At 44.3% G+C, this 13,615-nt stretch carries 12 protein-coding genes and 1 other RNA gene; 5 read left to right on the top strand and 8 right to left on the bottom strand.

Annotated elements, in window-relative coordinates; translation table 11 throughout:
* Positions 1 to 8: 8 nt before the first annotated feature.
* Both NIES208_RS11555 and NIES208_RS11550 read right to left on the bottom strand, forming a co-directional pair.
* Positions 9 to 965, bottom strand: coding sequence for a class I SAM-dependent methyltransferase (locus NIES208_RS11555; protein ID WP_075892883.1), 957 nt, complete (start codon positions 963 to 965; stop codon positions 9 to 11).
* 178 nt (positions 966 to 1,143) lie between these two features.
* Positions 1,144 to 1,566 carry a hypothetical protein gene (locus NIES208_RS11550; protein WP_075892881.1) on the bottom strand — a complete coding sequence of 141 codons (423 nt, stop codon included), beginning with the start codon at positions 1,564 to 1,566 and terminating at the stop codon, positions 1,144 to 1,146.
* A 519-nt stretch (positions 1,567 to 2,085) separates the two neighbouring features.
* On the opposite strand from NIES208_RS11550, the gene ffs reads away from it, so the two are divergent.
* Positions 2,086 to 2,182, top strand: an RNA gene (gene ffs / locus NIES208_RS11545) — signal recognition particle sRNA small type.
* A gap of 43 nt (positions 2,183 to 2,225) precedes the next feature.
* On the opposite strand, the gene NIES208_RS11540 is transcribed toward ffs, so the two are convergent.
* Positions 2,226 to 2,816 (bottom strand): PAP/fibrillin family protein, encoded by a 591-nt coding sequence (locus tag NIES208_RS11540; protein WP_075892913.1) that lies wholly within the window; start codon positions 2,814 to 2,816, stop codon positions 2,226 to 2,228.
* A 35-nt stretch (positions 2,817 to 2,851) separates the two neighbouring features.
* Positions 2,852 to 3,985, bottom strand: a complete 1,134-nt coding sequence (gene proB, locus NIES208_RS11535; RefSeq protein ID WP_075892879.1) for a glutamate 5-kinase — start codon at positions 3,983 to 3,985, stop codon at positions 2,852 to 2,854.
* A 167-nt stretch (positions 3,986 to 4,152) separates the two neighbouring features.
* Here proB and NIES208_RS11530 point away from each other — a divergent pair, with 167 nt between their 5' ends.
* Positions 4,153 to 5,562: a ParA family protein gene (locus tag NIES208_RS11530; RefSeq protein WP_075892877.1), complete on the top strand. Its 1,410-nt coding sequence runs from the start codon at positions 4,153 to 4,155 to the stop codon at positions 5,560 to 5,562.
* The gene (locus NIES208_RS11525) at positions 5,562 to 6,254 is read left to right on the top strand and encodes a transcription termination factor rho family protein (protein ID WP_075892875.1); all 693 of its coding nucleotides are present in this window, start codon (positions 5,562 to 5,564) and stop codon (positions 6,252 to 6,254) included. The genes NIES208_RS11530 and NIES208_RS11525 overlap by 1 nt, the downstream gene beginning before the upstream one ends.
* A 2-nt stretch (positions 6,255 to 6,256) precedes the next feature.
* On the opposite strand, the gene NIES208_RS11520 is transcribed toward NIES208_RS11525, so the two are convergent.
* Together NIES208_RS11520 and NIES208_RS11515 are read right to left on the bottom strand one after the other, a co-directional pair.
* Entirely contained in the window at positions 6,257 to 7,138 is an 882-nt protein-coding gene (locus NIES208_RS11520; protein WP_075892873.1) for an ROK family protein, read from the bottom strand.
* Positions 7,139 to 7,447 carry an urease subunit beta gene (locus NIES208_RS11515; RefSeq protein WP_075892871.1) on the bottom strand — a complete coding sequence of 103 codons (309 nt, stop codon included), beginning with the start codon at positions 7,445 to 7,447 and terminating at the stop codon, positions 7,139 to 7,141.
* 133 nt (positions 7,448 to 7,580) lie between these two features.
* Between NIES208_RS11515 and NIES208_RS11510 the strand changes: the two genes are divergently transcribed.
* Together NIES208_RS11510 and NIES208_RS11505 are read left to right on the top strand one after the other, a co-directional pair.
* Entirely contained in the window at positions 7,581 to 7,769 is a 189-nt protein-coding gene (locus NIES208_RS11510; protein ID WP_075892869.1) for a hypothetical protein, read from the top strand.
* Positions 7,769 to 8,014 carry a hypothetical protein gene (locus NIES208_RS11505; protein WP_075892867.1) on the top strand — a complete coding sequence of 82 codons (246 nt, stop codon included), beginning with the start codon at positions 7,769 to 7,771 and terminating at the stop codon, positions 8,012 to 8,014. The genes NIES208_RS11510 and NIES208_RS11505 overlap by 1 nt, the downstream gene beginning before the upstream one ends.
* Before the next feature lie 29 nt (positions 8,015 to 8,043).
* Here the strand turns inward: NIES208_RS11505 and NIES208_RS11500 are convergent, their stop codons facing one another.
* Positions 8,044 to 10,926: a DEAD/DEAH box helicase gene (locus NIES208_RS11500; RefSeq protein ID WP_075892865.1), complete on the bottom strand. Its 2,883-nt coding sequence runs from the start codon at positions 10,924 to 10,926 to the stop codon at positions 8,044 to 8,046.
* 228 nt (positions 10,927 to 11,154) lie between these two features.
* Entirely contained in the window at positions 11,155 to 13,593 is a 2,439-nt protein-coding gene (locus NIES208_RS11495; RefSeq protein ID WP_084176610.1) for a response regulator, read from the bottom strand.
* Positions 13,594 to 13,615: the final 22 nt, after the last annotated feature.

Raw genomic sequence — 13,615 nt, 5'->3', positions numbered from 1 at the left:
CGGACAGTTTAAAGAGGTTTACGGGCAATGATGGTGCGGTGGCGGGGGTCGCTGGGAACCGTCGCTAAATAATCAAAGCCACCTTGTTTTAAATTATCTTCCACATCAAAGGTGTAATATTCGTCACTCCAAGGCTCTGTACTTTTCATTAATACAAATAACGCAGGGGGCAAACTTTGAATAACGGGGGACTTGGGGTTGTTATCGACGATCGCCAAACAGCCACCCGGTCGTAAAATGCGCAGACATTCTTGGAAAATTTCCCGCGTCGCCTGATTTGGTAATTCATGGAGGACAAATTGCAGCGTAATCACATCAAAGCTATTGTCCGCAAACTTTGTCGCCTCTGCTTTACCGTGTTGCCATTGAATCGCAGATTCCGGGTTCCGAATTTTTGCGACGGCTAACATGTAGGGCGATAGATCAAAACCAATGGTCTTAACGTCCGGCGATCGCCTTTTCAGGAATTCGTGTAGCGCAACGGTGGAGATACCGACAGAGCAACCAATGTCTAAAACATCATTGACTTCATTAGGCAAATATTCTGCCATGGCCTCAAGAAATGTATTACGCAATCTCGCTTGGGCAATGTCTGGTGTGAGGGGTTCATTTTTCCAGACACGCAGTGCCATTGATTCTGTGGCGGGGGCGGCTTCAACTGCTGCTTTCCAGCAAAGATTTCCCGCATCATAAGCATGGAAAGGCACATTGTAATAATTAGGATATTCCAGCTCTGGATCAGCGATTTCCTGAAAATACTGTTCTGCTTGAGCTTGGTCAAAATCCTTTACGGTCTGTCGCCAAGGGATGCCATTTTTTTCCGCTGTTTTGATCAAAACTTGACGCGCCTGATATTTCATGAGGCTGTACAGAGGTTTTGTCTTAATCAGTAGATTGACGAGACGGGATAACCAGTCTTCCCCGGCCCAATCGGGCTTTTTTTTGGCGATCGCAGTTTGAGGCATGAAAAAAGATTTAAAACAAAATTAAAAAGTTTCGATCCATTCTACTGCCATTACTCTCGCGCCATGGGCGATCGCCAGTTGGAGATGAGCTAGTCTTACCCGAAAGTCCATGACGTTCATTCGTCTAATCTATTTATTTTGCCGAGCATCGCGTCAAGTTAAAGCAATTTCGAGCTAATTATTCCTCATTGGAAGTTGGGCGAATCCCGACAGTTAGCCCATCGGTCACAAAGTTACCGTTCACCAATTGATAAACTAAATCAAACTCAATCACTGGAGATGTTTCAAAATAGCCAACGACTCGCAGATTATTTGCTGCATCTAGGGTTGGCTGCACAGAGAATATGGGTGAAAACTCTACAACACCGCCAAAATCAACACCATATTCCCGGATTGGTTGGAAAGAAAGAAATAGATCCTCTTCGGAATTGTTCGCCTGAAATTCTTCGGAGGCAAGACTACGCAGGACGGAGTAATCGGCGGTTAAATTAGCTTGATTTAGGGCAACTAATGTTGTCTTAACTAATGTGTTGACAAAGGTTTCGTCATTTTCGTTGGTGATCGCTGGTCTTAGACTTTGTTCTGTCGCGGATTGTGCCATGGCTCTAGGGGGAGCAAAATATGGGACTGACAGGAGAACGAAGCTACCGAGCAAACCCTTGAGACAAATCTGAGCTAATGAAGACTTAAGCAATGTCATTACGGTGATAAAAAATAGTAAACAGACTTAAAAAAACGACGTTAGATCAAGACCTAAGGTTTCGATGGGTAAAGGTCTAACGCCCTAGAATTTCTAGATTTCTTCATCATATCTGATCGTTTTAAAGGAGAATCTCCCAGTAAAGGTCGATGTTCATTGCATGGGGCGATCGCCACCGATTGCATTTACAAAATAACGTCAGTTATGGATAAGAATATAGCCAAAATTCTTTAGAGAAAAGGAGACACGGAGAGGGAGAGACACGGGGAAGCCACGAAAATTTGCATTTTTTGAAAGCTAGTAGGATTGTTTGCATAGAAACATCTCCCGATCTCTTGCTCTCCCATTCACCGCGTCGTACTTCCGAGCATGCTTAAGCAAAACTCACGTAAAATAGGAATTTGTGTTATATTCATATTCGGCTCGGATTCATGCGATCACAACGCCCAAACCTTGTCAGGACCGGAAGGTAGCAGCAATACGGGATGCTTGGGATAGGCGTGGACTCCGGGTCTTTTGCTTTTAATGCGAAATTCGACACGGATAAATTCACGCACAGCTCAATATTTTTCTTTACTCAGAACGAAAACACTCCCTTCATTGCCTCTACCGATGCGCAGGTCTTCGTCGAGATAGGTAATTTCTAGCCAGCCGTTATTTTCTTTACTGTTAATGCCGAAATCGATGGGCAGAAATTTTTTGCCGGAGATGAGACTGTCAATGAGTCCTTTCGGGAAGCGGTAATCCATGAGCCGTTGGGAACCGACTAAAAAGCGATGGAAAAAGACGTTGACACGTTTGTCGGAAACGATTTCTAAGCTTGCTTCCACAAGGACTAGGCCTTCGAGAAATGGGATGCCTTCGACTTCGGCAATGTTATAAATTTTGTTTTGTTCTGGACGGATACATTGGTAAACCTGTCCGAGTTGCATTAACGGAAAACGGTTGATCCCGAGGATGCCGTTGCTGGTGGTATAGACAAGTCGCCAGTCACCTTCTAGAAGTTTGGGGGCTTCTAGGGGTTTGGGGGTGGGATTTTGGTCTTCGAGGCGATCGATGACGGTGAGGATGTTAGCACGGTCAACTTCTGTGGTGAGGAGTCCTCTATTTTTCCCGGCGACGATTTCTAGCAGGTCGGTTTTAAGGGTCATTAAACGGACATTTTGTAGTAGCAAGCGATACTTATTTATTTTCCCACATTGCCCGGTGATCCGAGGAGAAAGGCGAGGTTATCGCGGTGAATGATGGTATCGGCTCCGGTGTAGCCTAAAATTTCGGTGATTTGTTTGGAGTGTTTGCCTTTGATTTTGGCGATCGCCGCACTGTCGTAGTTGACTAATCCTCTGGCGATCGCCTGTCCATTTTTGTGACACAACTCTACTGCGTCATTAACACTAAAGTTGCCTTCGGTTTTGATGATGCCTGCGGCGAGGAGGGATTTTCCTTTGGTGAGGAGTGCTTTTGCTGCGCCGTCATCGAGGTACAGTTTGCCTTGGGGAACGAGTCCGTAGGCGATCCAACGTTTGCGAGAATTGTCGGTTTGGGGGTTGGCTTCGAAGTGGGTGCCGATATCGTCGCCTTGAATAATTTTGATGAGGTTCTGGGGTGTTTTGCCTTGGGTGATGACGGTGCGGACTCCGGCATTGGTGGCAATTTTGGCGGCGGTCAGTTTGGTTTGCATGCCGCCTGTGCCCCATTGGGAACCGCTAGAGCCTGCGTCTACTTGTAGCTGTGATAGTTCGGTCGGGCTAACGAGGGGAATGGGTTTCGCGTCGGGATTGTGGCGGGGATCGGCGGAATAGAGGCGATCCACATCGGTCAAAATTACCAGCCAATCGGCATTCACCAAGCTCGCAACCAAAGCCGACAAAGTATCGTTATCGCCAAATTTGAGTTCATCGACGGCGACGGTATCGTTTTCATTCACAATCGGGATTACGCCCAGCTCCAACATGGCATTGAGGGCTTCTTGGACGGTGAGATAGGAGGTGCGATCAACAAGGTCTTTTCTCGTTAACAAAACTTGGGCGATCGCCTGTTGCAGACTGGTAAATAGATCATCGTAAAGACGAATTAATCTGCCCTGACCAACGGCGGCAACGGCTTGTTTAACGGCAATTTTCTTGGGGCGTTCCGACAGATTGAGGCGACCACAACCCACACCCACAGCGCCAGAAGACACCAGAATCACGTTGTGTCCCATTTGCTTTAGGCGCGTTAATGTTTCGACTAATGTGCCAATGGTTGCAAGGGCAAGCATCCCTGTTTCTGGATCGGTCAGACTCGATGTGCCAATTTTTACAACAATTGTTTGAGACATTTCAGTGAACAGTTATCAGTTATCTATCAATTATCAGTAAACACCTAGAAGAACAACCGTGCCAAAGAAGAGAGCTGCTTGACAAAATATACCGCCTGCTCCTTCGTGTTCAGTTGATAAAAACTTGCTAAGATTATTAATCAAACCAAAAAACATAACCAAAACCTATGTCAACCCTAAACCTAAAAGAAGCATGGCTATCCCTTCCTGACGCAGCTCAAGAGCCAGTTGTCGGGAAAATATTGATGCCAGCTCTCATTCGTGCTTTAGGTTACTTAGATGATGAATGTTATCCAGAATTTAAGACAGGTAAAGGTGGCGATAAAGTAGATTTTGCCATTCGCTGCAGCAAAGGTTACGAAGATAGTTTTTTAATTGCGCCAAAGAATCCATATGTTTTAATCGAGATTAAAGGTCGCGATATTAACTTGGAGCAAGGTACAAGTTATAAAAAAACAGTTAATCAAATTCGGAAGTACTTGCACTCTTCTGCTAAACATTCAAGAAGTGCAAAATGGGGCATTATTACTAACGGAGATAATATTCAATTGTTTAGACGACATGGTCTAGTTGTTTATCCTTACACGCAAAATCTTAAGCTTACAGCAGACAATATTCAGCAAAGAATCGCATTAATTAAGTACTATTTAGAGAACGAAGAGAAAGCACTATCTATTGCCGTATATAACAACAAGGGAGGTGTTGGTAAAACGACAACAGTCATTAACCTTGCAGGAATTCTTTCTTTGCCGATTGGAAAAAGAGAAAATCCATTGGGATTTGCAAAAAAAGTTTTGGTTGTAGATTTTGACCCCAATCAAAAAGATCTGACTGATTTACTTGAAGTTAAGCCTAACAATGTGACTCTTTCCAAGTTTATTCAGGATCATAAAAACAATAATATAAAAGATGTTATTTCTCGTTATAGGCTACTAACTAAAAGTGGTAAAGAATATGGGTTTGATATCTTACCTGTTGATGACGATTTGCATTCGGGACAAAATGAGTATATCAAGTATCTAAATCGCAGCTTTTTACGTAAAGCACTGACAGAAGTCAAGAATGATTATGACTATATTCTGATAGATTCTCCGCCCGGAAGAAATTTATTTACGGAGGAAGCAATTGCTGCATCAGATGTTGTTTTAATGCCATCTAAACATAATGGTATTGCCTCATTCAAAAATGCAGCCGTAGCTATGACAACTATGTTTCCTGACTTAGGAGAAGCTCGCAGAGATGCTGAGTTTGAGAATACTCATGATTCAATTCGGTATTTAGGTGATCCAATTCCATTACCGATTTTCTTTAATGGTGAATCTATTACACCAACTCAGAAAGAACAGGCACAAAAGGCAATTCTTTCAATTGTAAAAGCGGCGAGAAAAGAAGAACAAATTGACTTGATGAAATTCTTTTTTCCAAAGTATACAAACTCCAGAAAAAATCTTGATATTTTTGTAATGCCTAGCTATGCTCATATTGCATCCGCGGCGTTCTCTAGTCGCCCAGCAGTTTTTACGAGTAAAAAGGCTCGTGAATATTATAGAAATCTAGTTCGGGAATACTTTATCTAATGAAACAAGAAATTGGGTCACTTCTTCATTTATACCTTGATGAAATAGAGACTAATTTACCAACAGAATCCCATGACTTTCTGATCAATAGTGCTGCAAATGCAATTAATGAAGCTGACGGTAGAAATTGGATACCTGTAATTGTTAAACAAACAGGTTCGGATTCTTATGAAGTGATTGCTAACAGTTTTGTTTTTGCAGCGGCTGAAGAAGCAGGCTTAACAAAGGTATGGTGCATCGTTGCAGATCATGATAAGAAAACAGAAGTAGCAGCTCAAACTTTGTCCCAAGAACTAGTTGGAAAAGTTGATTTAGCTGTGGCTTCTCGTGACGAAATTAAGACGGCTTTGGACTATCTAATTACTCGTCCCCTAAACCCTCTCAAAGGTGTCAATCTAGCTGCCGCCACAGAAAAAATTGATGCGGCTTATACTCAGTACTGGAAAGAAAATCTTTCTGATATCACTAAACTTGGATGTGGCATTACTACTCGTAGTAGAAAGAAACTAAATATTCTTAGAGAAGTTTTTTATGTTACTCCACAGCCTTTGCCAGACGTAATTACAGATTGTGCTTGGCTAGAGACTTTTAATGCTACTGAACTTAAAAAAATGGCAAAGAAACGCGGTTTTTCTGGTTACAGCAAGTTCAAAAAAGCTGAGTTAGTTAAATTGCTTTCGACTGAGGAATAAATTTAAAGTTTTTGTAAGGCTAATTTTGCGGCTCCGACCATGCCGGCGCGGTTACCGAGTTCTGCGGTGACGAGTTGGAGATCGATGCGGGAGGAAGCTAGCACCCGTTTTTTGATTTCTGCTCTGGTGGCGGGTAAAAAGAAATCGCTACTGGCACTGATGCCGCCGCCGATAATCACCATTTCTGGCGTGAAAATATAAATTAGGCTGGTTAAACCCGCACCGAGTAGAGCGCCGTATTGTTCCCAGTGGGCGATCGCCTCAGGGTCTCCTTTTGTGGCAAGGCGACCGAGTTGGGCTGGCTCACGACCGGACAATCTTTTAATGCCATTAATCGAGCAATATTGTTCAAAGGAGCCATTGTTACCGCTGTTGCAGGGGGGGCCATCGGGATTTAGGGTGATCAGACCCAGCTCTCCCGCCGCACCGTAATGCCCCATAAATAATTTGCCATTGAGAATGATTGCCCCACCGACCCCAGTACCAAGGGTGATCAGTAGAAGATTTTGGTGATTGCGACCTGCCCCCAGCCAAGCTTCACCAAGCCCTGCACAGTTGGCATCATTGTTGAGGGTGACCGACAAACCCGTTTGCTTTTCCACCAAATCTGCGAGGGGGACATCATGCCAACCGCTGAGATTAATCGCCACCCGCGCAATGCGAGCTGTACCGTCCACTGGCCCCGGAATACCGATACCCATGGCCTTACATTTTTTGTCGGCATTTAGGTCATTGGCAAGTTCGGCGATCGCCTCAGCCACAGCCATTGGTGTGCTCGGTTGGGGTGTGGCAATTTTGCGCTCCTCAATGCAAGAGCCGTCCACGTGAAAGCGACCCGCTTTAATGCCAGTACCGCCAAGATCAATGCCGATTACGTCCGTCATCTAGTCCAGTGCTCCATCGGTCAAATTATTGAGGCCATAGACATGGCGGCGACCAGCAAGGGCAACTAATTCCACTTCTTTTTCATCACCCGGCTCAAAACGCACCGCTGTGCCAGCAGGAATATTGAGGCGCATTCCCTTTGCCGCATCGCGATCAAAACTGAGGGCAGCATTCACTTCAAAAAAATGAAAATGAGACCCAATTTGAATCGGGCGATCTCCGGTATTTGCGACTGAGAGAACCTTCGTTTCGCGACCGACATTTAGTTCAATCTCACCCTCAAGCGGTTTCAACTCTCCCGGAATCATGGCGATCGTCTCCAAAAAACTTTTTCTTATCCTAACCCCCAAGCCTCATCCTGCATCACCCTAGTCACCATAAGATTTGCAACGATTTAGGGTTGCTATAATTCTGGTAGGCAACCACTGCAAATTTACATAAATGGGCAAACGCCATTTCAAAAAAGCCATTGTTTCCTTGCAAGCAAGAATTGACGAGCATCAAGTCAAAATAAAAACAGAACTCGAAAAAGATCTGCCGGATCAAGGTCTCATTCACCACTGGCAGAAAGAAATTGCAGCATTTCAAAAAGGTATTCAGCAAGCAAAAAAACGTTTAGGTAAGCGCTAATGCAATTGGTAACGAAAACTCTGAACATTCAAAATGAGACACTCAATACTCTGCTTTCAGAATTACAAGAGGAATGTCAAAACGTCATTTCTCTAACTCACCAATTACAGCTTCAAGATTTGAGCGATCGCCAACGCGGCGAAATTTTATCCCAACTACTCGTTTCTACCATTCACTTAAACACTCACTGCGACCAAGATCTACAGGATCTAATTGCCGACGAAATAGAAGTGTTGCCTGATTAGAAATAGACAGTGGCAGAAAATCATCGATGTTAAACAGGGAAGCGTTTCATCTTAGTGACCGCAGCCTTGGCCGCTCTCATGAGGTCTGGATTGATTTCTGGAATTTGCGGGATTTGCCAAAGCACATCCACCGTGCGTCGTAACATCCGCACAATATCACCCTCATCAAGACTGGTGCTTTCGCAGAGTTCTGTCCAGTCAGCACCCAACGCCCACTGCTCCACGAGACCCACAAACTTACTTTCTAGCCAAACAGGCATCGTCACACTGCTATGTTTTTGAACTTGGTATAGCTGGCGGCGCAGTTCCCAGAGACTAACAGGATTTTGGCCTTGGTCTTTTTTCCGAATGCCGAGCACTTCCAAAACAGGCTGGGGTTGGGGATAGTCCGTCCAACTATCGCCCCGGGGCGGCTCACTAATAATGGCGCAAATGGCGGCGGCGAGATGTTCTGGTGCCAACTGATTTAACTGCCCAGACATCAAACATAGCGCTAACCACAATTCATTTTCCCCACGAATCGTTGCCGCTGCTCGCCCTAAAGCGGTTGGGGTGTACTGATCGAGGGCGTTAAAGTCCTGCAACACCTGAATGAGATTTAGAAAATCCTGCCAATAGTAGGAGCGCTTGCTGGAATGCTGACGATATAAGGTTTGGCGACGATTTAGCTCCTTGAGTAATTCCTTACGGCGTTGGTGACGTTTCAGTAATTTACCCGGTTTGTCTAGCTGACTTAAAGGGGATGCGGCGAACTGGGCTTTTACTGCTTCCATGCGCTGACGTTGGGCGGCGACTTCGGGCATTTCGATCAGTTCTGTGGTGTGGTCGCCAATGAGTCTGACGAGGGGGTAGGCTTCCTTGTCGATTTTGCCATTTTTACCCAGCTTGAGGGTTTCGTCCACAGGCAAAGGGATTTGTTCTAATTTTTCGGCGGGATATAGTCCTTCGTTTAAGGCGGCAATGTCATTGGCTGTGACTTGATACCAGCGTTTATCGATCCCCAGACAAAGCATTGTGGGGCGATCGCCATCGTCTAGTTGCTCGACTAAAACGGCAGTGACAGGATCTTTAACGCGGAGATTTTTGCCCTTGAGATGCAAGATCGAACCTAGGGGCAGCGTCTCAATAATCGGCGCTAACATTTTCTTGGTTTCGGCTTCGGCTTGGTCGCTTAAAATTCGCAGCAAACGTTCTTCTTCCTTGAGACGTTCTTTGAGTTTGCTGTAGCGATTAAATTCTTTTTCCGAAATGCTGGCAAGGTCGATATCAATGCGGGCAATTTCTGTCGTCAGTTCGGCGATCGCCTCCTGTTCCGGACTCAGTTTTTCCTGAACCTGATATTCCGCAAAACTACGAGATAGCAACTCCTTCGACTCTTCGAGAGTGTGTTTTTGTAGCAGATTCAGCACCATGCCATAGGACGGCGTAAACCAACTGCGTAGGGGCTCAGCCTCAGACAGAGCAAGGCGAGCTGCTTCCTTCGCCCCCTCAAAGGGTGTTTCGATCGTGACCACATAACCGACCTTATCCATGCCCCGTCTCCCTGCCCGTCCCGCCATTTGCAGAAACTCAGACGGCGTAAGCATTCTATGGCCATCATCGCTACGTTTGGAGAGAGCAGAAATAACCGTGGTTCGGGCTGGCATATTAATTCCCGCCGCCAAAGTCGCCGTCGCAAAAACCAACTTCACCAAATTCATCTCAAAGAGTTTTTCGACCAACTCCTTCCACGCTGGCAAAATGCCGGCATGGTGCGCCGCGATGCCCCGCAACAATGGTTCGATCTGGCCGGGACGAGCGAACTTAGACTCCTTCCCAAAAAATTCCCATAGCTGGTGACGTAATTCGAGATTTGCTTGGAGATAATCAACCAGCTTTTCGGTGGAGAAAGGATTTTTCGCAATAAAGTCGAAAAGTAAGGCCTTTAGTTCGGTTAGCTCACTGCATTGTGCCAGAATTTTTTCCTGCAATTTCGGCTGACTATCGAGGAAAAAGTGCAGTAGCGTTGCTTCAACGAGTTTGGCTTCCTCTGGAGTCACAAGGGTGACATCATCCAGCTGAGTGACCGAACGATCACAGCCCCGACGACTAAAAATAATGTAGATCGCAGGCAACAAATCCTGTTGCCGTAGCTGCCGCACAATGGTAAATAGACTAGGGCAATCTTCGCGACGACGTTTACGCCGTTTACCTTGGGGAGCATTGTCGCGCGATCGCAACTTGGGATTCATTTTGCTGCCCTTGCTATCAAAGAGCGGAAATAAACCTTTCTTACTACTAAAAAAGAATTTGAGGGGAACAGGGCGATGGTCAGAATCAATGAGTTGGCAGCGATGAACTTCACTTTCGGGATGATCTTCGTGGGCGGCAAGGCGGGTGCGATTAATCCAAGCGGTAAAAATTTCTGGGTTACCGATGGTTGCAGAGAGCGCCACAATTTGTACTTCCGACGGGCAATAAATAATGGACTCTTCCCACACCGTGCCGCGCCCGCGGTTACTAATGTAATGGCATTCATCAAGGATGACCGTTGACACATTCGTCAGGGATGTCCCGACTTGACCAATGGGTGTTTCGTAGAGCATATTCCGAAAAATTTCGGTGGTCATCACCACAATGGTGGCCTGGGCATTGATAATCGTATCGCCTGTGATCAGGCCGACATGTTCTTTGCCGAAGGTTTCACTAAAGTCCCGTAGTTTCTGGTTTGACAGAGCCTTGAGGGGGGTCGTGTAGAAAACTCGCTGCCCCTGGGCGATCGCCCGATGGATCGCATATTCGCCAATCACTGTTTTGCCAGAACCTGTCGGGGCACAAACGACGACAGATTTATCGGCATCAAGGGCGGCGATCGCCTGCCGCTGAAAATCATCAAGTTGAAACGGAAAAATTTCTTCTAAATTTAATTGCAACCTAACCTACCCTCTTGTCGATTCAGAGCTTAGTAGCCTTATCAGTCACTACTTTTTGAATCGTTTTTATTTGTGATGTTTTACTCACTCAATATTATAAATCTAAACTTTACGGGATGTCGTCCCCAAGTGCTAATGACTTAATAATTTAAACATCCAGCGAATCAAAATTGTCTGCACCTTTAAAAGATCTGTTTTATTTTATTGCTCAATGAAAAATAGAAAAAATTATCTTTGTGCCTCAATCCGGTTGAGTACCTCTTGAATATCTTTAATACGGATCGGCTTAGTTAAATAGCCATCCATACCAACATCAAGGCATTTTTGAAGATTTTGTGCCTCCGCATTCGCCGTCATCGCGACAATTTTAGGTTGAGTCCCTTGATATTCATGGCGAATCCATTCTGTTGCCTGAATCCCATCAACCCTAGGCATTTGAATATCCATGAAAATAAGGTCATAGGGGTGTTTTTGTATGATTTCAATGGCTTTTTGGCCATTCTCGGCAATGTCAGCTGTGTAGCCTAGTTTTTTGAGGGTTAATACTGCAACTTTTTGATTAACAATATTATCTTCTGCAATTAAAATTTTAAGATCGGAAGAGAAAGATTCTGCTGGACTTTGACCTTCTGTATTCCCTAAGGAGTTTGATTGTTTTGCCTGCTTTGAATCATTAAAGATTTTATGTAAATGATGGATCAAAATATTGGGTTTTAAAGGCTTATTGAGAAAAGCGGTAAAGTCGATATTGCTGAGCATATGGATATCTGGTAAGTCATTATCACTGAGGAGCAGAAAAGGTATCTGCTGGGCATTGGGCTGTTTGCGTAGCTCGATGGCAAGACTGATACCGTCAATTTCTGGCATTTGCCAGTCGATGAGCACTAAATCAAAGTTAGTTTGATCTTGCAGAAGGGCGATCGCCTGTTGTGGATCTTGGACGGCGATCGCCTGTGCCCCCCACCGTGAAAACTGCTGTGTCAAGACATCACCGAGGAGTTGATTATCGTCCACAATTAAAATCCGTTTATTGTCTAAATGAATCGACGATTTTAGTGAGTTGCGAACCACGCTAGGCGCAATGATTTGACAGTAAAAAGTTGAGCCTCGACCCATTTCACTATCCACCCAAATGGAGCCGCCCATCAATGCCGCTAAACGCTGGGAGATTACTAGCCCTAGGCCAGTGCCGCCATATTGACGTGTTGTTGAACTATCGACCTGACTAAAGGCTTTAAAGAGACGATCTTTTCGCTCAGGTGGAATGCCAATCCCTGTATCTGCCACAGAAAAAAGTAACTGTCTTTCTTCTGACTTTTTGTCATCCTTTGAAGACACAGACACAACAATTTCACCACTGGTCGTAAACTTAAAAGCATTACTTAAAAGGTTTACAAGGATTTGGCGAATTCTTGTTGCATCTCCTTGAATATATTCTGAAGCATCTAAGCGCCAATCAAAGATGAGTTCAATTCCTTTTTCTTTCGCGACATAAACAAATAAACTAATAGCCTGTTCAAAACATTCTCGCAAATTTAAGATCGTATATTCAAGTTCTAATCCACCTGCATCAATTTTAGAAAAATCTAGGATGTCATTAATGATATCCATTAAGGAATTGCCGCTATTGCGAATAATCTCGACAAAGTCTTGTTGTTGAGGGTTTAGAGTCGTATCAAGGAGTAAATTTGTAATGCCAATTACTGCATTCATGGGCGTTCGAATTTCATGGCTCATGGTCGAGAGAAATTCGCTTTTTGCGATGTTTGCGGCTTCGGCTGCTTGTTTTGCTGATGTCAGTTCTGTAATGCTTTGTTCTAAATAGTGGCTTTGCCGTAGGGCTGTTACGTCTGAAACATTGAGGAGGTGCTGTAGGGTATTGACCTCTGATTTTAGTGCTTGGATTGCCTGCTCTGGAGGAGGAGAAAGTTGTTTCTTTTGGGATGAAAAAACTGCGTCATAACTAAAGGGTAATATTGATAGTTTGATGCTTAAAGCTAAGGGGTCAAAAAGTTGGGCGATCGCCGTCGGAATGTAAATTTTAGAAAATAAAAGTACAAAAAAGAATTCTCCATTTGGTAATATTCCGCCGAAGGCAATTACGGATTGAATATTATAGGGAATGACAAAATTTATTTGATGGGGAATAAATTCACTATCTTTGGCCTGTTCTATATGAAAAATATTGTATGTTTTTTGATCTAATGCCTCTATATGAGAAGCTGTTTTTTTTCCAATTAATTCATCTGGTGTCAAACCAAGTTGCGTCATTAATTGAGAAACCATCGGGAATTCTTTGATGCCTTCGGCGCTAAATAAAGGAATAATTTGATGGCCGACAGAATTACGGCGATCGCGCCATTTTGGGTTACTACCTTGGGTCGCTAGGAGTGTTAGGCAAATCAGCTCTGGATTCGTCTTTTCTTGACCAAAATTAGACAACATTAATTGTTTTAATTCTGGCTCTAAATCTTCATATTTATGGGTCTTAAAAAAGCGTACTAAAACACAAGCATGGTCGCCTGTTGGCGTGCGTAATTCGTTGTATAAATAATTAACAACTCGTTGGGCAACGGTTTCCATGGACTCGGACTGTCTAGACATGTGACGCAATGCCAAGCTGAAGTTTACCATTGCCTCCGTATTAAATTTGCTTAAATCAACCATGCTACAAGTGATGTGGAGACAT

Source organism: [Limnothrix rosea] IAM M-220 (assembly GCF_001904615.1).
Lineage (GTDB): Bacteria > Cyanobacteriota > Cyanobacteriia > Cyanobacteriales > MRBY01 > MRBY01.
Note: the sequence above shows the minus strand (reverse complement) of the source record. Positions and strands in the feature narration are given on the sequence as shown.